We start from the raw sequence: 21144 nt of genomic DNA, 5'->3' as shown, positions 1-21144 counted from the left end.
TGAGGGAGGCCAATGAGACCATGGTTAAGAACATAACCAGCACCATGAATCTGATATATGCCATAAAGGACACGGTACCAGAAGCCCACATACTTAAGCTTGGTACCATGGGAGAATACGGTACTCCAAACATAGACATCCCTGAGGGCTTTTTTGAGATAGAATATCACGGTAGAAAAGACACACTGCCATTCCCAAAGAATGCCAGTTCATGGTATCATTGGACAAAGGTCCACGACTCCAACAACCTCATGTTTGCCAACAGGGTCTGGGACCTGGCCGTGACGGATGTGATGCAGGGTGTGGTATACGGGACAAGGACGCAGGAGATAGCGGACACAGGTCTATTCACAAGGTTCGATATAGATGAGGTTTATGGCACCGCCCTCAACAGGTTCACCGCAGAGGCGATCATAGATGTACCCCTTACGGTCTACGGCAAGGGAGGGCAGACACGCGGTTTCCTGTCTCTCAACGACAGTATACAGTGCTTAACGCTTGCCCTGGAAAAACCCGCAGATCACGGCGAATACAGGGTTCTGAACCAGTTCGACGAGAAATACAGCGTGGAACAGCTGGCTGAGATGGTGCAGAGGATCTTCGAAAGGGACTATGGGAAGATCCCCGAAATAGCCCATGTTGATAATCCAAGGGTGGAGAAGGAGGATCATTACTATAATCCAGAACACAGGAAGCTTGAACTTCTTGGATACAGAAGAACCAAGAACATCGAGGATGAGATAAGGGATGCAATATCCGATCTATCCAGATTCAGGAGCAGGTTGATCGACCTCAAAGATACACTGATGCCGAAAACGTTCTGGAAGAAATCCGCATATGATTATACCTGAAAAGCGGTGTTCATATAGACGCTGTTCGTTCCATGGCATACCTGTAAGTCCTGTTCACAACGTCAACGTAGCTGGTCACCTGACCGACGCTTATCCACTCGTCTTTCTGTATCCTTTGTGCCGTCGTCCTTATTCCCATCTTTATCGTCGCATCTATAGCAGGTGTTAGCTCAGATTCCCTCTGCCCATTATCTATGTGGTCGAATACCGAAGGATCAAGGACATAGAAGGCTGCCAACGCGAGGTTTGAGGTTGGATTCTCTGGCTTTTCCTTAACACCGATAACAGTATTTCCCTGCATATCCAGAACTCCGTATTTCCTCGGATCATCCACCTGAAATGCCACAAGCAGATTTCCGCCGGAAAAACCATGGATGATCTCCCTCTCCCTATCTGGATCGATCAGAATCCCATCTCCAGCATTGAGTACGAACGGTTCGTTTATGTAGTCTCTCGCCAGGTATACCGCATATCCATAACCCTTTCTTTCGCGCTGAATGATGATGTGAAGGTCGGGATAGCTCTCTTCTATAAATTTTTTGGTAACTCCATCCTCCTGATCCAGAACTACGTAAATATCGTCCACGCCTGCATATCTCATCCGGTAGATGGCTGCATCAAGTATGGGCCTTATTACAACGTTTCCATCACGTTCATCGTAAATGGAAAAGAGCTCTTTCCTGTAGTATTTTGAGGCCATTGAGCGTTTACCCAGACCAGCGGCTGTGATCAGACCCTTCATTCAGACCGTTATATTGTTTCCGTTTATTAATTATCTCGGTTTTCAGCAATAAATTTAATAACTGGCCATATTCACTACCATGGATGAGTTCTTTTTGATGGATTCCTTCGATCTTGCGGGAAAAACTGTATACCTTAGAGTGGACATAAATGCACCCGTCAATCCTTTGACGGGCGAGATAATGGGGATTGACAGATTCAGGGCTCACATAGACACCATAAGAAACCTCAGAAATTCAAAGGTTGTCATAGTGGCCCATCAGAGCAGGCCCGGCAAGGACGATTTCATATCACTCCGCCAGCATGCACAGATACTGTCCCATCTCCTAAACAAGAAGGTTCAGTTTGTGGATCAGCTTTTTGGCAGCCAGGTCAATAGGGCTGTATCCGATATGGTTGATGGGGACATAATAATGCTCGAGAACTCTCGATTCTACTCTGAGGAAGTCGACCTCACCACGATTGAGAGCATGGAGTCCTCCAACATAGTGAGAAGCCTCTCTCCGCTATTTGATTATTTCATCATTGACGCATTTGCGGCCATACACAGGGCACAGACAACACTAGTTGGTTTCCACAGGATCAAACCCAACATAGCCGGTACACTGATAGAGCGGGAGGTCAGCATGATCGAGAGGTTCAGAAGGATAAAGGAAAAACCCAAGATAGCCATACTTGGAGGCGCCAAGATTGAGGACTCAATAGCTGTATCTGAGAACTTCCTGTCACGTGGTTTCGTGGACAGGATCCTGACGGGGGGCGTTGTTGCAAACGCATTCCTTTGGGCTTCTGGCATGGACATCGGAAAGAAGAACAGGGAATTCATAATGAAGAACAATGGGGACTACGAGAAACTCCTTGAGAAATGCAGAAACATCCTTTCCAAATATGGAGATAGGGTTGTCATGCCAACGGACTTCGTTATGAACCCCTCTGGCCAGAGGATATCGGTCAACGATAAGATCCCTGATGATCAGATACTTGCTGATATAGGGTTAGACACCATTGTCCAATATTCAGATATAATCGACGGATCGAGGGCCATATTCATGAACGGGCCGATGGGCATGTACGAGATAGAGGATTACTCTTCCGGTACCAGGGAAGTATTCAATGCGGTGGCCCATTCCAAGGCATTCAAGCTTGCCGGAGGAGGACATACCCTCAGCGCACTTGACAAGCTTGGCCTGACGAAGATGATCGATCATGCCTCCACTGGAGGTGGCGCGCTGATAAGCTATTTAAGTGGTGAAACAATGCCTGTCCTTGAGGCATTGAAGGAAAGTAAAAGATTGTTTGAGGGATGAATTATGGCTAGAGATGTTGAAGCTCAGTTGAATTATATCGAATCACTAATATCATCGGTGGATTCCCAGATAGATACACTTAACAAGGCAATGATAGAGGTCCAGAACACCATTGATCTTCTGTCAAACAGCGATCTGGAAAAAAGCCCTGAAAAACTCATTTCCATAGGATCTGGCCTCTTTGCCAAGGGGAGCATCAGCATAGATCAGGATCTCATCGTTCCAATCGGATCCGGCATTTATGTTGCAGAGAACAGGGAGAGATCCATCGAGAGGCTGAAGAAAAACCTAGACGATATAAAGGCATCGATGCAGAAACTGCTGGATCAGAGAAAGACTCTTGTGGATCAGTATAACACAGTCTATGCGACAGAGGCAACAAGAAACGTGAAATGAGGGTATATGTTTGAAAAACTGAAGAAGAAGTTCGCTGAGATCTTCCACAGAAAGAAGATAGATCCGGACGAAGTGGCGGAGGAGATACCGCTGAAGCTCGTAGAGGCCGATGTTTCGCTGGAGACCGCCGAGGATCTTGCAGGCCTGGTCCGCAAGAAATTGAAGGAAGATCCCGATCTGGAACCAAGTGATGTCATTTCGACATCCATACTTGAGATGATGCCGGAAACACGCATCAGTGTATTGGATGTCAACAAAAAACCTTTTGTCATACTCTTCCTTGGTATCAATGGTACAGGCAAGACAACAACAATAGGCAAGTTTGCACATTACCTCAAACGCAACGGTAAGAGCGTTGTGATAGCGGCTGCTGATACGTTCCGTGCAGGTGCAATTGAGCAGATATCACTCATAGGCAGGGAAGCCGGTACAGAAGTCATCAAACATGACAGGGGCAGCGATCCGTCTTCAGTCGCATTCGATGCCATCGAACACGCAAAGGCAAGGAACATAGATTACGTGCTCATAGATACCGCAGGCAGAATGAACACGAACAAGAACCTTCTGGACGAGATGAAGAAGATAAAGAGGGTTTCGAAACCGGATCTCACCCTTCTCGTTATCGATGCAGTCTCAGGTCAGGACTCGGTAAATCAGGCAAGGATGTTCGAGGAAAACGTTGGTTATGATGGCGTGATAGTGACGAAGCTTGATACCGATGCCAGAGGTGGTTCGATTCTATCGATATATCACGATATTAAGAAGCCTGTCCTTTTCATATGTACTGGTCAGGGCTTGGACGACATAATGCCTTTCGATAGGCAGTGGTATGTCAGGAAATTGCTCCCCCAGGAGGAAACCGGATCCGATTGAAACCTGCATCGGTGTCCAATACCTGGCGTCACAGGAATTCAGACGCAATGGGGGTTATGAAGATCATCCGACGCATGCTCGCACCATGATCCGAATATAGCGAGCAAATTCTTTTTATTCGTTCTGCAGATCTTGCACAGAAGAAGTTAAAAGAGGATTTCCATGAAGATAATCGATTTCAAATGGTTGAATTTTCTGGAGAAATACAGATCCCTTGCCAGGCACAATCTCTCAAACAGCGGGATGCCAGAACCAGACCTGAAGGCCCTTGGAATTAATGTGGAATACGAAACATATCTTAAGGAAACAGGCGATCTTGACGCGGAACTGAGGGATGCCATCGCGAAGAGATATGGTGTTGACAGGGACAACGTGATATTGACGAACGGAGGCACAGAGGCCATATTTCTTGCATCGGCTTTCCTGAGCGCCACATCAGATATCATCACCGTTCCTTTTCCAGAGTATGAGCCCATATTTCTCGTTCCTGAGGCCATGGGCAGCAGGGTGAGGAGAGTAAGACTTGAGAGCATGGCCCGTGCAGATACAGAAGGAGAGAGCCTTGCGATAAGTCTACCCAACAACCCAACCGGAAAATACGAAGATATCGCAGATATCGTAACGAGAATAGGAGGATCTTATCGCCACGTTTACATAGATGAGACCTTCCATGATTTCACCGACGACAGAAGGGTATCGCTGTACGATGGATCGAAGAATATGATCATATCGAACACAATGACAAAGTTCTATGGGCTCAGTAGCCTTAGGGTTGGATGGATAATCTCCCATAAGGATAATATAGCTGCAATGAGGAAGATAAAGGATCTCACGACCATCAACAATGCCAGGTTCAGCCTATTCCTGGCAAAGCAGGCAATTGAAAGGTGGAGCTTCTTCAGGGAGAGAACACATTCCATTGTGAGGAAGAACGCAGAAAAGGCCAGAAGAGAGCTTTCAGACTTTGAGTTCTATTCTGAGAAATACGAGGGCGCACCATTCCTGTTTGTTGGTAATGGAAACTTCGACTCTGAAAAAATGGCAACCACGGCCGTTCAGAAATACGGATTGCTGGTTGCGCCTGGATCCTATTTCGGACTTGATGGATATCTGCGTGTCTGCATCACTGCGTATGATGCAGGGCCAGACCTATCAGCGTTCAGGGAATTCGCAGAGAAAGAGCGGCTGAAATGAAGGGGCTTAGATCTGCTTTTTCTTTCTTCACGATCATCCCAATAAGTTCGGATCTTGATGATCACCTGATATCATATATTCCGCTTGTTGCTATGTTCGATGCAGCAGTCGGCGTCTCTCTTTACGTGGTTCTGTATCATCTTTCCAGGATGCTTGCTGCATTGATATCCATATCTTCCATATATATAATCAACGGCCTGAACCATGTCGATGCTGTGGCAGACACGGGAGACGCACTGATGGTCAGAAACAGTGCAAGGACCACAGAGATCTTCAAAGATCATCATGTCGGTGCAGGAGGCGTCTTCACGCTGACGTTCATCTATCTGCTTGCATTGATATCACTTTCCAGCATGGGCCTTTACATAGGAGTGGCCTCCGTTATTGTGGCCGAGTTTTTTTCCAAATCCACTATGATGCTCATGTTACACAGATCAAGGCCCATAATAAAGGGCATTGGAAGCCTGTTCATAGAGTTTTATAACCAGCATCCCTCTGCCTACGCAGCGGAGTTCCTGATCGTACCAGTCGTGGTCTCATTGATCTTTCCTGTCTCCCTGGTATTATCCGTGCTTCTAGGGTTCCTGATATTCATGCTGGCAAAGACCATGATCGTGCGAAGGTTTGGTGGGATAAACGGGGACATCGCGGGTTTCATGGGAGAGTTTAGCAGATCGATTTTCCTTTTTATTTCCCTTCTTCTTGCTCAGTCCAGCATGCTGTCCACATACGACATCTTCTCAAAGATCATATCATCGCTTTGATCTGCTGGTATATCATGTGGTATCTCTCTAATGCGTGGAAAGCGATGCATGAGTTCTGTTATGTCTGCCTGGTCTTCATATACCAACGCAAAAGAACGTTCTCCTGGAGAAATACCGCATCGGCTTACCGCATCCTGTATCTGGCCACATCCTGATAGATACATCAGTATCAGTATGCCTGTATCCCTCACTCTGCTGCCATGATCTGTGCGTCTGGATGCCCTTTCAATTGCAGATTCAAGGGCAACCTGCGATGGTATACATCCAATTTTGATCGGCTGAAATACGGAAATTCTGGATCTTACAAAATTGATCAGGGAGGGGATATCGACATTATCAGAGGAAAAAAATTTAACTTTAAGCTGCATTGTTTCCTGCTCTTGTCGTTGCAGTCGTGGCCGGCCTCTGAGGTTTTATTATCTTCGCAGCATTTATAAGGTTTGATATCCTGTCAAAAAGCTTCTCCTTCTCTGGCGTGTTCACCAATGCAACCCTCAGCACATCCTCTATTGTTTTAGCTGGGATTATCTCTATCTTGTTTACGTGTTCGGCATCAAGGATTATGTCGCTGTAGTTCAGGTCAGGCACTATCACCTTGTTTAAACCCGCCTCTATGGCTGCCTCAACCTTTGCGGTAACGCCACCGACCGGCAGGACGTCCCCCCTCACGCTCAGCGATCCTGTCATGGCAACGCTCTGATCGACTGGTATGTTCTCTATGGCCGATATAACGGCAGTGGCTATAGATACACTGGCTGAGTCGCCCTCAACGCCTTCGTATGTACCCACGAACTGTATGTGTATGTCCATGTTAGATATGTCTTTCCCCGTTAGTTTCTTGAATACCGCGGAAACGTTCAGTACAGCCTCCTTTGCTATATCCCCTAGCTTTCCAGTTGCTATTATATTTCCAGCACCCTTATGCTCAGCAGGTGTAACCTCTGCCACTATTGGCAGGACGACGCCGGTATATTCGGACATGCCTGTGTCGGCGCCGACAACAGCCAGACCGTTGACCATGCCGACCACACTACCCTCCGTCCTGAAGGTTTTGTATATCTTCTTTATCTCTATGGATCTATCTGCAATCTGCTGTTCCAGAGGCTTTGCAAGGTTCTTGGCCGCTATAACATCGGCAGCAGAAACAACTGTTTTCTTCTGGGATACGGCTATGTCGCCAGCCACCCTTACAAGGCCGCCAAGCTCTCTGAGTCTCAGGGTAAGCTTGTTCCTCCTTCCAGACCTCTTCTGGGCCTCCTTGATCACCTCAATGATGGCTGATTTATCAAAATGCGGTATCTTCTTGTCCTTTTCGACTTCCTGAGCTATGAACTGCACAAGCTTCCTCCTGTTCTCATCGTTGTCATCCATATAGTCGTTGACAACGACCTCATATCCATATCCTCTTATCCTGGATCTGAGGGCTGGATGCATGTTTCTGATGGCATCATAGTTACCAGCGGCCACCAGCACGAAATCGCACGGTACAGGTTCAGTCTGAACCATGGCACCTGCACTGCGCTCGCTCTGACCTGATATTGGATACTTCTTCTCCTGAAGGGCTGTCAGTATTGCCTGCTGATCCTCCGGCCTGAGCAGGTTTATTTCATCTATGAAAAGAACACCCTTATGGGCCTTATGTATGTTTCCGGCCTCAACCCTCTCGTGCGCAGGTGTCTCCAGACCGCCAGACTGGAACGGGTCATGCCTCACGTCTCCAAGCAGGGCACCAGAATGCGCACCTGTAGAATCCACGAAAGGAGGCTTGTCATTTGGACTGTGCGAAACAAGCAGCTTCGGTACCATAGCCTTCTCGTTTCTTATAACTGGATTGAAAGCCATGGCCATATAAAGGAATGCCGCCGCCATTATGGCGAAGAATATCAGCGTTATGGAACGCAGAACTATTGCAGCTATTATACCAAGCAATACGACTGAAAATATAACAAACATTATGCTTCTTGATCTGTCCCTCTTCTCCCTTTCAGCCTTAATCTGGTACTGCCTCACGATCTCCTTGCCCTTCCCCGCAGGGACGGTCTTGATCTTTGGCTTATTTGGGTCTTCAGGATTTGGAAAAACAAGGATATCTTCGAGTTCACTCTTGGGCAGGAAATCCACCATTGACTGCGCAAGCATCGATTTTCCGGTACCTGGTTCTCCTATCAGGATCACATGCCTTCTCTGGAGGGCAGCTTTTTTCACGATCTCTCCAGCCTGATCCTGCCCAATGACCTGATCAAAAAGGAGTTTAGGCACATGTATATCCTTGGTTGTCTCTATGTCAAGTTTATTGACCCACTCCTCGACGCTCTCAATGTTTTCTTCCACGACTTCATAATCAAAATTTCATAAATAAGTCTTTCCTAAATTAGAACGTTTAAAATGTCGCTCTGTAAGAAATCTTTAAACCAGCATTCTGCAGGAAAAATCGAATGAGAAATTTCGCAAAATTAGTTAAGAAAACAAATCTGAGAATATATGAGGCCTATCAGCCAATTTCGACCGTATAGACCTTCTTGTCGCTGAACATGTTTTTCATATTCCTTACTTCCTCGACTATCTCAGGGTTGATCTTGAAATACTTGAAGCCATTCTTGGACTGCTCTACGATCACAAGCCCCAGCCCAATCAGGCTCTCTTCCCCGGTGTACCTCACTCCAAGACCCTCGAGACAGCCCTTGACATTTGAAGGATCCGACTTTACTGCCCTCGATATCTCAGACAGGTATGATCTGTAAGGGTATATTGAGAGAAGATAGAAGAGAACCTTTCTTCTCAGTTCACTTCTGTTCAATGACCTTAATATGTTCCCATCGATTATCGGTTCCATAAATGAAGATGACATAAACAGTATTTAAATTTTTTTAGCATATACCATGTCATTTGATCTTGATCGATTCGTCTTCGAGCTTCTCCACTATAAGTATAAGGCCATCTCTGCCAACGATCTTTACCTTAGAGCCGCGTGGTATTCCGGTTCCCGTTTTAGACCTTGCCTGCCACTCAATCCCATCCACAGACACCCATCCCCTATCGTCTATGCTGTCCACAGCATATCCCAATTTGCCTATCAGCGATTCTGCGCCGGTCCATTTCCCTCTGAATTTGAGCGTACGTACGATCCTCCTGATGTAGAACGCCAGAAAACCGGCCACGATCACTATGAGTATCGAGGTCAGGAGGTCGAACGTTGTGAAAGGCGATGGTGAATAGCCTGGGTTCGATGAATAATAAGGCGAGGCGAGCAGGAATGTACCGATAAGACCGACCACAACACCTGATAGAAGGGCAAAGCCATGGCCCATCTTCGCCTCCAGTATTATCAGAACAGATCCCACCAGGAGTAGCAGCACGCCCACAAGTGAGGCTGATATGAGCTGTAGACCGAGGAATCCAAGTATAAGCAGTGTTATACCGGCGATCGTCAGAACCACGCTCCCATGATAGATGTCAAGCATTATGGCTACAAAACCAAGCAATATAAAGATTCCGTCAACGTATGCGTTACTGAGGAAGCTGAGGAAATTATCGTAGGCTGATGGGTAAACTGATACCTGGAGATACGATGAGAGCGAAAGTGAAGCAAGAGCCTGGCCCAGAGATCCGTAAATCCCGTTTATGAGACCTATCCTGTATGCCTGCGTATTGTTGTAGGCCGTGTTGTTGCTAACCATGCTATAGGCCGCAGTCGTGTTCCTCCCGTGCTCTGCCGCAAGGCTGACCATGTATTGCTCCATTGCGCTGGTCGTGTGCTGCTGTTCCAGTGACGTTCCACCAACAACGATCGGTGTGGAAGGCCCTATGTAAGTCCCGTTGGCCATGAAGATGTAGTCCGTTGCCATCGCCACGTATGAACCCGCGGAAGCCGCCATTGCGTTCTGCGGGACATACGTTATCGTTACTATGCCCCTTGATTCGGCATTCGTTATTGCCGATACCATCTGGATCATGTTCTCCAGCTCTCCACCTGGCGTGTTCATATCTATGACAACGGCTGCGGTCGTCGTGTTAGAAAGAGAATTCATGGTGCTGGTGATCATTGCGGATGAACCGGCATCTATCTCTTCGTCCAGATATATGACAACAACATCTTTCCTTGGCTGCGCCTGGGAACTTGCAGCTACACTTACCAGTAATATGAGGAAAATCGCCGCTATGATAGCTATCAGAACAGGCCGATCCATTGTTATAATAAATCAATGCTTCCTTAAATAGGTACCCATATATTCAGCCTGCTCTATTATATGCCCCTTGACAGCGCCATCAAAATCCCTGCGCTTCATCCCAGCCTTATCTAGAGTTCTGTCCAGCGCCAGTATTTTGAAATAATATCTGTGAGGCTTTCCTGGCGGCGGGCATGGACCACCATAACCCCTGTTTCCAAAGTCATTTATTCCGCTCATGACACCATTATGCTTCAGAATGGAATCGTCTATCACCTTAACGGACGCCGGTATGTTGTAAATAATGCAGTGAGTGAAAAGACCAGACGGGGCATCTGGATCATCCACCACAAGGGCCAGACCTTTAGCACCCGCGGGTGTTCCCTCCACCATTATCTTGGGCATTCTGTCTTCTCCATCACAGGTATATTCAACCGGAATCTGAGAACCATTCCTAAATCCTTCCACCTTGATCTCCATTTCATCAACCCCTTTTTAACCATTCACTCGTATTTGCCTATTAGCAATTGCGTCATTATTATATTATTCTTTGCAATTGCTTCCTGCAATACATGTTCATATTGCTAAATGAAATAAATATATGATTGGATGATCCTGGCTAATTAACATCCTTCACGCAGGATTCTGAATTTTCTTGTTCTGCCTTTACGATTCATGCCCTGTTGGTCGATCCTGTGACCGGCGAGACTCTCCTGACGAAGCTGTTGCCCATGAATATATATGCAATGGCTGTAACTATGGTGGCCGCCGCTATCGATGACCAGAAGGTGAGCGTGGATGTTCTTAAAAGATAGAGGAAATAAAGGCCGAATATTGTTCCGAAGAATCTTCCAAAGCTTGTAAGGAGATTGTAGGATCCTATATATGTGCCCTTTTTTTCAGGTGGTGCAAGAGTTGTGATAATTGTCTGCGTTGTCGGAGCCATGAAGTCCTCCCCCACCGTGAATATAAGCATTGCGATCAGGAAATACGTGAAAGTTCCGTTGAGAGCAAGGACCATGAATCCGGCCGCATAGTAGATCGTACCTATGCCCCTCCAGAAAACGGCATTCATCCTAGATGACATCAACCTCAGTATGGGCATCTGCAAGGCAATGACAGCTATTCCGTTCACTGAATATATCAGACCGATATCGATGAGTGGCAGGGCCTTCAGATCGAAGGCATAAACGGTCATTGTTGGTCCATTCTGCCTCAGCGTGAAGCCGAGAATAACGCCTACAATAGTAAAAAGGAAGAAGAATTTGTCGGATTTGAATATCCGCAGCTTGATCTGCTCCTTTCTGATGCTTCCTGTCACGTACGTTTCCTTAACGTTGAAGTAGAGTATGAGCAGCTCCGCTATGGTGAGAATGGAGGCGAGAATGAATATATACGAAAAGTTGATCGAGCTTAGCAGACCGCCTATAAGGGGTCCTATCGCAGCACCGAGGTTTGCCAATATCCTGATCAGTGTGTACCCGGACAGCCTTTCACTCAGGCTTGTTATATCTGCCACCGCCGCCTCAATGGCTGGATACTGAAGCGAATTCAATATTATGGTGCCATACCATGGGAGTATCAGATATATGAAACTGAGATGGTAGAAAACCGCTACGAACATGAAGAAATAGAATATGCTTGCGGGTATGGGAATTATTATCAGGAAGGCCCTCCTGCCTATTCTATCCGTCCATCTTCCTGAATAATATTGCACTATGGCCATGACTATGGCTGATGACCCGAGGATCAGGCCCGTTAAGAGGAACGATATGTGGTAGATTGAAATGAATATTAGCGGCAGGAATATGAAGGCGGATACCCTTCCGGAGGCGCGGATGAACCTTGAAATGCCCAGATAGAGAACTCTCCTATCCAGGGATTTAAAACCATAGGAATATGCCATAATCTATAGGCTGATTACTTTCTATCTCTTAACCTCTTGCACCATGAATATGATACATGTAAATCAGTGACCATTGAGATCAGTATTCCAACTATGTTTATATAGAAGAACAAATATACCTGATAGATGCAGCCAACACCATCGGAATATGCAAAGACTCCAGTGAGAATTGAGATGCAGCGAAGCATGGAAAGAAACAGCATGGTTTATAAAGAGATGTACAATGATGCTCAGAAGAAATATTCGGAGGCCCTTGACAGGATAGCAAAGCTTACCGATGCATACCTACGTGAAAAGGCCGAGGTGGAGAACTTCATAAAGATCAAGGACCGCGAGGTTGAGATCTCCAGGAAGAACGCCAACGAGAAACTGCTGAAGGATTTTCTGCCAGTTCTTGACTCAATAGACGCTGCGATACAGGCAGAAAAGGATAACAACCTGATAAGGATCAGGGATCAGATGCTAGGCGTGCTCTCCAGATATGGCCTGAAACCGATCAAAGCTGAAGGAAGCAAGTTCGATCCGTACCTGCACGAGGTTGTCGGAGTCACGGCCGATGGTGAGGACGGCATGGTCAAATATGAGGTTCAGAAGGGGTATACCCTGAATGATGGTGTGCTCCGCACTTCAAAGGTGATCGTTGTCAAAAGGTGATGATGAATGTCGAAGATAATAGGTATTGATCTGGGTACAAGCAACTCTGCTGCTGCTGTGGTTATTTCGGGGAAGCCCACGGTTATTCCAAGCTCAGAGGGTGTATCCATTGGTGGTAAGGCATTCCCCAGTTATGTTGCATTCACGAAGGACGGACAGATGCTTGTGGGTGAACCTGCCAGGAGACAGGCTCTTCTAAACCCCGAAGGCACAATATTTGCAGCTAAGAGAAAGATGGGCACAGATTACAAGTTCAAGGTGTTCGACAAGGAATTCACGCCTCAGCAGATATCCGCCTTCATCCTTCAGAAGATAAAGAAGGATGCAGAGGCCTTTCTTGGCGAACCCGTGAATGAGGCAGTTATAACGGTGCCTGCGTATTTCAACGATAACCAGAGGCAGGCAACCAAGGATGCGGGGACGATAGCCGGCTTCGATGTGAAGAGGATAATAAATGAACCCACGGCCGCAGCTCTCGCGTACGGCGTGGACAAGACAGGGAAGTCTGAGAAGATCCTTGTCTTCGACCTAGGAGGAGGTACCCTCGATGTAACCATCATGGACTTCGGGGACGGTGTCTTTCAGGTCATGTCAACATCCGGCGATACCCAGCTGGGTGGAACAGACATGGATGAGGCTATCGTCAACTATATTGCTGACGACTTCCAGAAGAAGGAGGGTATCGATCTGAGAAAGGATCGATCTGCCTATATAAGGCTCAGAGACGCCGCAGAGAAGGCAAAGATAGAACTTTCAACCACCCTATCGACAGACATTGATCTGCCATATATAACTGTCACAAACAGCGGTCCAAAGCACATAAAGATGACGCTGACCAGGGCAAAGCTCGAAGAGCTCATATCACCCATAGTGGAGAGGGTGAAAGGCCCCATAGATAAGGCCCTTGAGGGTGCAAAGCTGAAGAAGAACGAGATAACGAAGCTCCTGTTCGTTGGTGGCCCGACGAGGATACCATATGTGAGGAAATACGTCGAGGACTATCTGGGCATAAAGGCAGAGGGCGGCGTCGATCCCATGGAGGCCGTTGCAATAGGAGCCGCGATACAAGGTGCGGTTCTGAAAGGTGAAATAAAGGACATCGTCCTGCTGGACGTAACACCGCTGACGCTGAGTGTTGAAACTCTGGGAGGCATTGCCACGCCGATAATTCCTGCAAACACGACCATACCTGTGAGAAAAAGCCAGATATTCACAACTGCTGAGGATATGCAGACAACGGTGACGATACACGTTGTGCAGGGTGAAAGGCCGCTGGCAAAGGACAATGTTTCACTTGGTATGTTCAACCTTACGGGCATAGCACCGGCTCCAAGAGGCGTGCCGCAGATAGAGGTTACATTCGATATAGACTCCAATGGCATACTGAACGTTACTGCGGTTGACAAAGCAACCGGTAAAAAACAGGGTATAACCATCACAGCCTCCACTAAGCTCTCCAAGGAAGAAATCGAAAGGATGAAGAAGGAGGCAGAGCAGTACGCAGAGCAGGACAGGAAGGCAAAGGAACAGATAGAGCTGCTGAACAATGCAGAATCTCTAGCATACAGCGTTGAGAAGACCCTAAACGATGCGGGAGACAAGATAGACAAGGAAACGAAGGAAAGGATAACGGGCGAAGTCAAGGATCTGAGGAAGGCCATAGAGGAGAAAAACACAGATAACGTAAAGACGCTCATGGACAAGCTTTCAAAGGACATACAGGAGGTCGGTGCAAAGATGTACCAGCAGGCCTCTGCAAATACCCAACAGAACGCTCAGACATCGACCGACCAGAATTCCGGATCATCTGACGGGAAGACTGTTGATGCAGAATACAAGGAGAAAAGCTAATTAGAAGCACGATAAGATGGCAAAGGACTACTACAAGATACTGGGTGTCGACAGAAACGCCACGGATGAGGAGATAAAGAAGGCTTTCAGAGAACTGGCTAAAAAGTGGCACCCAGATCTTCATCCAGATAACAAGCAGGAGGCAGAAGAGAAATTCAAGGAGATCAGTGAGGCATACGAGGTACTGTCTGATCCTCAAAAGAGGAGGATGTATGATCAGACGGGTACCGTGGATTTCGGACCAGGCGGTCAGAACTTCAACTGGGACAATTTCACTCATTACAGCGATTTGAACGATATATTCAACGACATATTCGGCGGCAACTTTGCCTCCGATTTCTTTTCAGGTTTTGGAAGGGGGCAGAGGGAAGAACAGTACGATCTGGATCTATATACGAATCTTGACATAACGCTCGAAGACGCCTACTATGGCACAGAGAAGAGAATCAAGTACAGGAGAAACGCCATGTGCCCTGAGTGCAACGGAACAGGGGCCAAGGGTGGCAAGCTGATAACATGTCCAACATGCAACGGAACAGGGCAGCAAAGGATCGTACGTGGCCAGGGCTTTTTCAGGATGGTTACGGTCACAACATGCCAGACATGCGGCGGCAAGGGCAGGATTCCGGAAGAAAAATGCCCAAGATGCAACGGAACAGGAACCGTCGTTGTAAACGAAGATATATCGGTCAAGATTCCAAAGGGAGCAACAGACAATCTAAGGTTGAGGGTTCAGGGGAAGGGGCAATCGTACAACGGCCGTACTGGAGACCTGTATGTGGTGCTCAGGGTCAGGAATGACAGAAACGTACAGAGGATCAATGACGATCTTATGATCGAACAGAAGGTCAACTTCGCTCAAGCCGCACTTGGCGATACCATAGAGGTTGGCCTGTTCAAGGAAAAATACAGCCTAAAGATACCAGAGGGGACTCAACCTGGAGATGTTCTCAGGATAAAGGGTGCAGGCATGCCCCACCTGAATGGGCATGGAAACGGTGATCTCCTGGTGCGCATAAACGTTGAGGTTCCAAAGAGATTGACGCAGAAACAGAAGGATCTCATCAGGGAGATATTCGATATCAAAGAGAACCACAGATCCTGGTTCCACTGAATGCCGTTTATGAAAAATAATACTGAGGACAAAATTAATTATTATGTTAGTTATATCTCTGAAGCTTTGATAGTTGTAAGGAATGTTGCATCTTCATTCATAAATATGAATATTGTGAGGGATAATCGTGTACATGTTGGTTGAAGACAGATATATTGCCAGAGTTCCACCGGAGATGCTTGGTGAGGATTATGATGTTGCAGTGAGGGAAGTGACCAAAAGATCTCTGGAGGGCCGGCTTGTTGATGTTATAAATGAAAAGACCTCCCAAAATGAGGGGAAATACTTGGTCATCTCGGTTCTGGAAACGGAGTCGATCGGTGAGGGCACGATAGTCCATGGCGATGGTGGAGTTTATCAAGAAGTGAGGTACAGAGCACTGGTCTATTATCCCGAGATGCAGGAGATAGTGGATGGTGAAGTTGTAAGTGTTCAGAAGTTCGGTGCTTTCATAAAGTTCTCCTCCTTTGAAGGCCTACTCCACATAAGTCAGATAATGGACGACCGTATAGATATAGATCTCGAAAACAAAAGGTTCATAGGAAAGGAGACGAAACGCGATCTCAAGGTTGGAGACCGCGTACGAGTAAGGATAGTGGCCATGAATCTTGCGTCATCATCAATAGCGGACAGCAAAATTGGCTTCACAATGAAGCAGGTTGGTCTCGGAAAGCTAGACTGGCTGGCAAAGGAGGCGTCGCAATGAAGGTGCAGTACAGGGCTTGCAAGAAATGCAAAAGGCTGACACCAGAGAAGACATGCCCGGTGCACGGCGATGAGAAGACGACAACCGAGTGGTTTGGATTCCTTCTCATTACTGAACCTGATCTATCGGCCATAGCAAAGAGAACCGGGATAACAGAGCCTGGTATGTATGCTATCAAGGTCAGGCAGTAAATTCATAGTTACGGAGGCTGCCAGACAGAAGATAAAGGGCAGAAACGGCAGGATAGTTGAACCAGAGGATGTGAGGGAATTATCCAAGAACAGCATCGTGGCTGCAGTTGGAGACGTGACTGCCTACAATCTCAGAAAGGTTAACGCGCAGGTCCAGCTTGAGATCGTAGATCTAAGGACAAAGCGCGGCGATCTCACATTTTCCCATGAAGACGGAAGCATAGTCATAAGGAACGATCCTGGTACAATATCATTCGATCTCGTCAGGGCAATACGATCAGCCCTCATCGGAAATGAAAAGACGAGGATTGAGGTCGTTGGTGAAGAGGATCTTGCAGTCCTTCCGATAATTTATTATGCCGATCTGGATACGGTCATTGCCTATGGCATACCCGATGTCGGTATGGCCATTCTGACTGTGGACTTCGATCTGAAATGCCATGTCTGCGAGGTTCTCAGCGAGATGGCCATTGCTTGAAGGTGAATGGTATGGTTGATCTGATAATTAGGGAAAAGAGGGATAATCCTATCCTGAAGAGGAAGGAGATAAAGTATACGCTGAAATTTGACAACAGCAGGACTCCGTCAAGGGAAGAGATAAGGGAACTAATAGCAAAACACGAGGGCGTGGATAAGGAGCTTGTCATCGTTGACAGCAACAAGCAGCTGACCGGTAAGCACGAGATAGAAGGGTATACAAAGATATACATGGATAAACCGAGTGCCATGCTCTACGAACCTGACTACGAGCTCATAAGGAACGGGCTGAAGCAGAAAGAGGCAAAATGAGGGGTTCTGATGCAGAAAAGAGAACTATATGAAATAGCGGACGGAAAGCTTGTAAGAAAGCACCGCTTCTGCCCGAGATGCGGCCCTGGTGTCTTCCTTGCAGAACACGCTGACCGTTATTCATGCGGGAGATGCGGATACACTGAGTTCAAAAAGGCAAAGAAGAGTAAATCATAATTCCTCTATCTTTTTTGTTAGATCTCCAGCTAGTTTCTCATAAGCCTGTATGCTCTGCCTTTTTGCTTCTGCAGCTTCCTCCTTTTCTGTCTGTATGCTCATTGCGTTAAGGAGTCCCTGAAGGCTGTAGTCAAGAAGCGAGGCAAGCGTCCTAAACTCCTCGGTTTTTTCCGGCCCTATCTGCTGGCGCTTTGATGACACATAGCAGTCATAATGAACCGATCCTTTCTTCGTGAATGTGAACTTCTCTCCGGTCTTCACAGTACTGTTGCAAATATAGCATTTGAACTCTGCCATACGCAGACATTACCTTACAAAATTTAACCATTTCTTTTCCATCATGTTTAAAAATTAGTCCTCATCTGGCTGAGACGGGAGAGCGATCTGGCTATGTTTTCCCTTTCCCGTATATTCAGTTCCTTCTCCTTTAGTAGATCAGAAAAGAACTCTATGGCACGATCGTAATCGTACGTGTTCACGGGTTTCGGGATGCCATCCTTACCGCCCAGTGCAAAGGAGAACTTAACCGGATCCTTGAAGGAGGCCTTTGATCCATATATGACCTCGGCAATATAGGAGAGCGCCCTCAGAGTGCTCCTGCCGATTCCCTTTTCCATGTATATTTTCTCGAAATCATCTACGCCGTATTCATAGAGATCCCTGAGCTTTTGCCAGTTAACTCTGTCGCTCAGATCGAGGAACGGCATAGAAAAGTTATCCAAGGTGCTCTGTAATCCGCTTCTGAAGCGCCATATCTCACCCTCCCTGACCGAAGCAAGCATCCCGTATCTGTTTTCCCTGCTATCTACCGCCGAAAGATCAAGAACGTTATTGCTCGTTCTCTCACTAGACAATCCGTATCTGCCTTCGATATCCACGCGATCATCCCCTATCAACCAGTGATATCTACGCGCCATTCTTTCCTCGCTGTTCATGCCCTGCTGTATCACCGCATGTCTGCCGCGGGACGAGACCACAACAAACTGCATATACAGATCGTATCCGTCCTGAAGCAGAGAATTATCTATCTTCGCTATCCTACGCGCATTTTCATACACCTTCTGTACTTCATTTTCACCGATGACGCCTGATTCCTCAGATTGCAACAGATCGTCCTTCATTTGAGCCATCGCGCCGGCTTTTCCTCCGCAGACCATTACGCCAAGGTCTTTGCCTGAAAGGTATTCTTTGAGCGCTGAGAGAGTGAATACGGTTGTTCCGCTTGAATTCCAGTCAAAGCCCGTTACAAGGGATAGGGAATGAAACCAGAATGGATCCGCCAGGCGCCGGATCAGCTCATCCTGCCCGTACGTATCCATTATTATTTCTGCCATGATGCCTGATAACTTTATGGCTCTCCTGAAAAGGTATTCTGGTGGATGCCCGTAATGCAGCGGTAGTGTCGAAATACCTCGCCTTTCCATATGACCATGATGCCATGCAGAATTCATAATAAACTATTTTGATCGCCATGTTCATCACCCATAGATGCAGGATCCTCCGTAGAATTGGAATGGCCCATTGGAAACAAAATTTAAGTATTCTGGTCATCTTTTCATCTCATTCCGGAAAAAAGGTATGTCATAGCAATCGATGCGGGTACAACTGGTACAAGATCCGCGGTCGTGGATCGTGACGGGCGCATTGTTTCCTTCGCTTATAGGACGAACAAGAAGTACTTTCCAGCTCCAGGCTGGGTTGAACAGGATCCGATGGATATCTGGCAAAACGTGAGATCAACACTTAAAGAGGCCACGGAGAACTGTAAAATAGATTTGCGGGAAATAGCCTCAGCTGGGATCACGAACCAGAGGGAGACACTTGTTGTGTGGGACCGGCTAACCGGGAGACCACTTTACAATGCCATAGTATGGCAGGATAAGCGAACATCTTCAAGAATCAGGGCCATAGATGAAGACTTCGTGGACATCATAATGAAATCCACTGGGCTAAGACCGGATGCGTACTTTTCAGCTTCCAAGATACAGTGGCTTTTGGAAAACGTCGAAGGCCTCAGATCCAGGATGTTAAATGGGGAAGCTGCGTTCGGAACCGTGGACTCATGGATCATATGGAACCTGACATCAAGAAGGGATACAGCAACCTTGGAAAAAGGTAAGTTTGTCACCGATCATAGCAATGCCTCAAGGACCATGCTATACGATATATCCAGATTAAGGTGGAATCCAGATCTCCTAGATCTGTTTGGTGGAATAGCTGAGTCATCGCTTCCCGAAGTTATTTCATCCGGATCCATGGATGGATATGGATACATATCAGACAATGCTGCAACCATGTTCGGAGGATATGAAATACCCATAACCTCTGATCTAGGGGATCAGCAGTCAGCACTCTTCGGTCAGGGCTGCTTTGAACCAGGTGATGTCAAGGCAACCTATGGAACGGGAACCTTCGTCCTCGCCAATGCTGGAACAGAGATACCGAAATCGTCCAGATCGCTTCTCAGGACGATCTTCTATTCCCTTTCTGATGATGAAATGAATTACGCGCTTGAGGGCAGTATACTTGCTTCTGGATCTGCTCTCAGATGGCTTCAGAACGGCCTGCGTCTCTTCAGATCAGAGAGGGAGATAGAGGAGGCTGCAACCAGGTTGAAGAGCAATGAAGGAGTTTACTTTGTCCCTGCATTCTCAGGATTGGGTTCACCCTACTGGGATCAGGATGCAAGAGGTCTCTTCATTGGCCTAACGGAGAGGGCAACTTCCGATCATATCGCCAGATCCGTACTGGAATCTGAGGTTTACATGACAACGGACGTGATCAGAGCCATGGAGGAGGAGACAGGAAAGAGGATCACAAAAATAAGATGCGATGGAGGCGGCTCAAAAAGCGATTTCTTGATGCAGTTCCAGGCAGACATCTCCGGTGCCGAGGTGAACGTACCGGAGATAACGGAAACCACCGTCCTCGGAACGGCCTATCTTTCAGGATTTGTTTCAGGACTGTGGGAGAGCAGGCAGGAGATACGCGAACTCTGGCGGTTGGGAAAGATATACCGGCCAACAATATCCAGTGAGGAGAGGGAATTAAAATATATGGGCTGGAAGGAGGCTGTGAGGAGATCCATGGCCTGGCGGCCTTAGCCTGATCTCGTGGCGGATTTCCTTATCACATGACTTAAGGAATCAGATCCCAATAATCATAATTTTGATCGCATAGGGAAAGATCCGGACATCAGGACTGCGCTTGGAAAAGAATTATGACATAACTAGCATCATTGGGAAATGATCTCCAGAAAAGATGTACCAGTGCGCATGATGCGAATTAAATAAATTATATGCTCCGGCCGGGATTTGGACCCAGGTCGTCGGCTCGAAAGGCCGATATGCTTGTCCGGACTACACCACCGGAGCGACAAGACTGAATTTAGAAGGAGTATATTTAATTTTTCAGAACACGGATTTTCACATAAAATATCATAATGACAATTTTATGGCATCATC

Annotated in this window: 24 protein-coding genes and 1 tRNA gene; 15 read left to right on the top strand and 10 right to left on the bottom strand. The window is 47.0% G+C overall.

Annotated elements, in window-relative coordinates:
- A partial coding sequence (locus F6Q11_RS01910; protein ID WP_297026025.1) for an NAD-dependent epimerase/dehydratase family protein occupies positions 1–851 on the top strand: 851 nt, incomplete at its 5' end.
- Between the two features lie 10 nt (positions 852–861).
- Here F6Q11_RS01910 and F6Q11_RS01905 read toward each other — a convergent pair.
- The gene (locus F6Q11_RS01905) at positions 862–1593 is read right to left on the bottom strand and encodes a nucleotidyltransferase family protein (protein ID WP_297026024.1); all 732 of its coding nucleotides are present in this window, start codon (positions 1591–1593) and stop codon (positions 862–864) included.
- A gap of 79 nt (positions 1594–1672) precedes the next feature.
- On the opposite strand from F6Q11_RS01905, the gene F6Q11_RS01900 reads away from it, so the two are divergent.
- The 5 genes from F6Q11_RS01900 (at position 1673) to cobS (ending at position 6126) form a co-directional block, all read left to right on the top strand.
- Positions 1673–2899 carry a phosphoglycerate kinase gene (locus tag F6Q11_RS01900; RefSeq protein ID WP_297026023.1) on the top strand — a complete coding sequence of 409 codons (1227 nt, stop codon included), beginning with the start codon at positions 1673–1675 and terminating at the stop codon, positions 2897–2899.
- 3 nt (positions 2900–2902) lie between these two features.
- Positions 2903–3295 (top strand): prefoldin subunit alpha, encoded by a 393-nt coding sequence (pfdA, locus tag F6Q11_RS01895; RefSeq protein ID WP_297026022.1) that lies wholly within the window; start codon positions 2903–2905, stop codon positions 3293–3295.
- Between the two features lie 6 nt (positions 3296–3301).
- The gene (gene ftsY, locus F6Q11_RS01890) at positions 3302–4168 is read left to right on the top strand and encodes a signal recognition particle-docking protein FtsY (RefSeq protein ID WP_297026021.1); all 867 of its coding nucleotides are present in this window, start codon (positions 3302–3304) and stop codon (positions 4166–4168) included.
- Positions 4169–4330: 162 nt separating this feature from the next.
- On the top strand, positions 4331–5362 hold the full coding sequence (locus tag F6Q11_RS01885; protein ID WP_297026020.1) for a pyridoxal phosphate-dependent aminotransferase: 1032 nt from the start codon (positions 4331–4333) through the stop codon (positions 5360–5362).
- A complete protein-coding gene (cobS, locus tag F6Q11_RS01880; protein WP_297026019.1) occupies positions 5359–6126 on the top strand; it encodes an adenosylcobinamide-GDP ribazoletransferase in 768 nt (255 codons plus the stop codon). Before F6Q11_RS01885 ends, cobS begins: the two co-directional genes overlap by 4 nt.
- Here cobS and cgi121 read toward each other — a convergent pair.
- The 6 genes from cgi121 to F6Q11_RS01855 form a co-directional block, all read right to left on the bottom strand.
- Positions 6069–6494, bottom strand: coding sequence for a KEOPS complex subunit Cgi121 (cgi121, locus tag F6Q11_RS07580; protein ID WP_367119315.1), 426 nt, complete (start codon positions 6492–6494; stop codon positions 6069–6071). The two genes, cobS and cgi121, sit on opposite strands and share 58 nt — an antisense overlap.
- Positions 6484–8457, bottom strand: a complete 1974-nt coding sequence (lonB, locus tag F6Q11_RS01875; protein WP_297026018.1) for an ATP-dependent protease LonB — start codon at positions 8455–8457, stop codon at positions 6484–6486. Before lonB ends, cgi121 begins: the two co-directional genes overlap by 11 nt.
- A 160-nt stretch (positions 8458–8617) precedes the next feature.
- Positions 8618–8959, bottom strand: coding sequence for a putative transcriptional regulator (locus F6Q11_RS01870; protein WP_297026017.1), 342 nt, complete (start codon positions 8957–8959; stop codon positions 8618–8620).
- Positions 8960–9008: 49 nt separating this feature from the next.
- Entirely contained in the window at positions 9009–10313 is a 1305-nt protein-coding gene (locus tag F6Q11_RS01865) for a nodulation protein NfeD (protein ID WP_297026016.1), read from the bottom strand.
- Between the two features lie 12 nt (positions 10314–10325).
- Positions 10326–10772, bottom strand: coding sequence for a YbhB/YbcL family Raf kinase inhibitor-like protein (locus tag F6Q11_RS01860; protein WP_297026015.1), 447 nt, complete (start codon positions 10770–10772; stop codon positions 10326–10328).
- Positions 10773–10965: 193 nt separating this feature from the next.
- Positions 10966–12198, bottom strand: coding sequence for an MFS transporter (locus F6Q11_RS01855; RefSeq protein WP_297026014.1), 1233 nt, complete (start codon positions 12196–12198; stop codon positions 10966–10968).
- 126 nt (positions 12199–12324) lie between these two features.
- Here F6Q11_RS01855 and F6Q11_RS01850 point away from each other — a divergent pair, with 126 nt between their 5' ends.
- From F6Q11_RS01850 to F6Q11_RS01815, 8 genes are all read left to right on the top strand, one after another.
- On the top strand, positions 12325–12852 hold the full coding sequence (locus F6Q11_RS01850; protein ID WP_297026013.1) for a nucleotide exchange factor GrpE: 528 nt from the start codon (positions 12325–12327) through the stop codon (positions 12850–12852).
- 6 nt (positions 12853–12858) lie between these two features.
- On the top strand, positions 12859–14703 hold the full coding sequence (gene dnaK / locus F6Q11_RS01845; protein ID WP_297026012.1) for a molecular chaperone DnaK: 1845 nt from the start codon (positions 12859–12861) through the stop codon (positions 14701–14703).
- Positions 14704–14719: 16 nt separating this feature from the next.
- The gene (gene dnaJ, locus F6Q11_RS01840; protein ID WP_297026011.1) at positions 14720–15817 is read left to right on the top strand and encodes a molecular chaperone DnaJ; all 1098 of its coding nucleotides are present in this window, start codon (positions 14720–14722) and stop codon (positions 15815–15817) included.
- A gap of 127 nt (positions 15818–15944) precedes the next feature.
- The gene (locus F6Q11_RS01835; RefSeq protein ID WP_367119314.1) at positions 15945–16523 is read left to right on the top strand and encodes a DNA-directed RNA polymerase; all 579 of its coding nucleotides are present in this window, start codon (positions 15945–15947) and stop codon (positions 16521–16523) included.
- Positions 16520–16714: a transcription elongation factor subunit Spt4 gene (gene spt4 / locus F6Q11_RS01830; RefSeq protein WP_297026009.1), complete on the top strand. Its 195-nt coding sequence runs from the start codon at positions 16520–16522 to the stop codon at positions 16712–16714. Before F6Q11_RS01835 ends, spt4 begins: the two co-directional genes overlap by 4 nt.
- Positions 16692–17192 carry a DUF359 domain-containing protein gene (locus F6Q11_RS01825; protein ID WP_297026008.1) on the top strand — a complete coding sequence of 167 codons (501 nt, stop codon included), beginning with the start codon at positions 16692–16694 and terminating at the stop codon, positions 17190–17192. The genes spt4 and F6Q11_RS01825 overlap by 23 nt, the downstream gene beginning before the upstream one ends.
- A gap of 11 nt (positions 17193–17203) precedes the next feature.
- Positions 17204–17503 (top strand): 30S ribosomal protein S24e, encoded by a 300-nt coding sequence (locus F6Q11_RS01820; RefSeq protein WP_297026007.1) that lies wholly within the window; start codon positions 17204–17206, stop codon positions 17501–17503.
- Positions 17504–17512: 9 nt separating this feature from the next.
- Positions 17513–17680: a 30S ribosomal protein S27ae gene (locus F6Q11_RS01815; protein ID WP_010901503.1), complete on the top strand. Its 168-nt coding sequence runs from the start codon at positions 17513–17515 to the stop codon at positions 17678–17680.
- Here F6Q11_RS01815 and F6Q11_RS01810 read toward each other — a convergent pair.
- Positions 17675–17977 (bottom strand): DUF2175 family protein, encoded by a 303-nt coding sequence (locus F6Q11_RS01810; protein WP_297026006.1) that lies wholly within the window; start codon positions 17975–17977, stop codon positions 17675–17677. The two genes, F6Q11_RS01815 and F6Q11_RS01810, sit on opposite strands and share 6 nt — an antisense overlap.
- A 47-nt stretch (positions 17978–18024) precedes the next feature.
- Positions 18025–19104 carry a DUF763 domain-containing protein gene (locus tag F6Q11_RS01805; RefSeq protein ID WP_297026005.1) on the bottom strand — a complete coding sequence of 360 codons (1080 nt, stop codon included), beginning with the start codon at positions 19102–19104 and terminating at the stop codon, positions 18025–18027.
- Positions 19105–19242: 138 nt separating this feature from the next.
- Between F6Q11_RS01805 and glpK the strand changes: the two genes are divergently transcribed.
- Positions 19243–20784 (top strand): glycerol kinase GlpK, encoded by a 1542-nt coding sequence (glpK, locus tag F6Q11_RS01800; RefSeq protein ID WP_297026111.1) that lies wholly within the window; start codon positions 19243–19245, stop codon positions 20782–20784.
- 195 nt (positions 20785–20979) lie between these two features.
- On the opposite strand, the gene F6Q11_RS01795 is transcribed toward glpK, so the two are convergent.
- Positions 20980–21054: transfer RNA gene (locus tag F6Q11_RS01795), tRNA-Glu, on the bottom strand.
- Positions 21055–21144: the final 90 nt, after the last annotated feature.

It is taken from the genome of Thermoplasma sp. (genome assembly GCF_008709555.1).
Taxonomy (GTDB): Archaea; Thermoplasmatota; Thermoplasmata; order Thermoplasmatales; family Thermoplasmataceae; genus Thermoplasma.
The sequence above is the reverse complement of the archived record's forward strand: the minus strand, read 5'-3'. Positions and strand labels throughout refer to the sequence as shown.

Excerpts from the sequence above, each read along its gene's own strand:
- F6Q11_RS01905 (WP_297026024.1), bottom strand. The coding sequence starts at position 1,593 with ATGAAGGGTCTGATCACAGCCGCTGGTCTGGGTAAACGCTCAATGGCC.
- F6Q11_RS01900 (WP_297026023.1), top strand. The coding sequence starts at position 1,673 with ATGGATGAGTTCTTTTTGATGGATTCCTTCGATCTTGCGGGAAAAACT.
- pfdA (WP_297026022.1), top strand. The coding sequence starts at position 2,903 with ATGGCTAGAGATGTTGAAGCTCAGTTGAATTATATCGAATCACTAATA.
- ftsY (WP_297026021.1), top strand. The coding sequence starts at position 3,302 with ATGTTTGAAAAACTGAAGAAGAAGTTCGCTGAGATCTTCCACAGAAAG.
- F6Q11_RS01885 (WP_297026020.1), top strand. The coding sequence starts at position 4,331 with ATGAAGATAATCGATTTCAAATGGTTGAATTTTCTGGAGAAATACAGA.
- cobS (WP_297026019.1), top strand. The coding sequence starts at position 5,359 with ATGAAGGGGCTTAGATCTGCTTTTTCTTTCTTCACGATCATCCCAATA.
- cgi121 (WP_367119315.1), bottom strand. The coding sequence starts at position 6,494 with ATGCAGCTTAAAGTTAAATTTTTTTCCTCTGATAATGTCGATATCCCC.
- F6Q11_RS01870 (WP_297026017.1), bottom strand. The coding sequence starts at position 8,959 with ATGGAACCGATAATCGATGGGAACATATTAAGGTCATTGAACAGAAGT.
- F6Q11_RS01865 (WP_297026016.1), bottom strand. The coding sequence starts at position 10,313 with ATGGATCGGCCTGTTCTGATAGCTATCATAGCGGCGATTTTCCTCATA.
- F6Q11_RS01860 (WP_297026015.1), bottom strand. The coding sequence starts at position 10,772 with ATGGAGATCAAGGTGGAAGGATTTAGGAATGGTTCTCAGATTCCGGTT.
- F6Q11_RS01855 (WP_297026014.1), bottom strand. The coding sequence starts at position 12,198 with ATGGCATATTCCTATGGTTTTAAATCCCTGGATAGGAGAGTTCTCTAT.
- F6Q11_RS01850 (WP_297026013.1), top strand. The coding sequence starts at position 12,325 with ATGCAGCCAACACCATCGGAATATGCAAAGACTCCAGTGAGAATTGAG.
- dnaK (WP_297026012.1), top strand. The coding sequence starts at position 12,859 with ATGTCGAAGATAATAGGTATTGATCTGGGTACAAGCAACTCTGCTGCT.
- dnaJ (WP_297026011.1), top strand. The coding sequence starts at position 14,720 with ATGGCAAAGGACTACTACAAGATACTGGGTGTCGACAGAAACGCCACG.
- spt4 (WP_297026009.1), top strand. The coding sequence starts at position 16,520 with ATGAAGGTGCAGTACAGGGCTTGCAAGAAATGCAAAAGGCTGACACCA.
- F6Q11_RS01825 (WP_297026008.1), top strand. The coding sequence starts at position 16,692 with ATGCTATCAAGGTCAGGCAGTAAATTCATAGTTACGGAGGCTGCCAGA.
- F6Q11_RS01820 (WP_297026007.1), top strand. The coding sequence starts at position 17,204 with ATGGTTGATCTGATAATTAGGGAAAAGAGGGATAATCCTATCCTGAAG.
- F6Q11_RS01815 (WP_010901503.1), top strand. The coding sequence starts at position 17,513 with ATGCAGAAAAGAGAACTATATGAAATAGCGGACGGAAAGCTTGTAAGA.
- F6Q11_RS01810 (WP_297026006.1), bottom strand. The coding sequence starts at position 17,977 with ATGGCAGAGTTCAAATGCTATATTTGCAACAGTACTGTGAAGACCGGA.
- F6Q11_RS01805 (WP_297026005.1), bottom strand. The coding sequence starts at position 19,104 with ATGGAAAGGCGAGGTATTTCGACACTACCGCTGCATTACGGGCATCCA.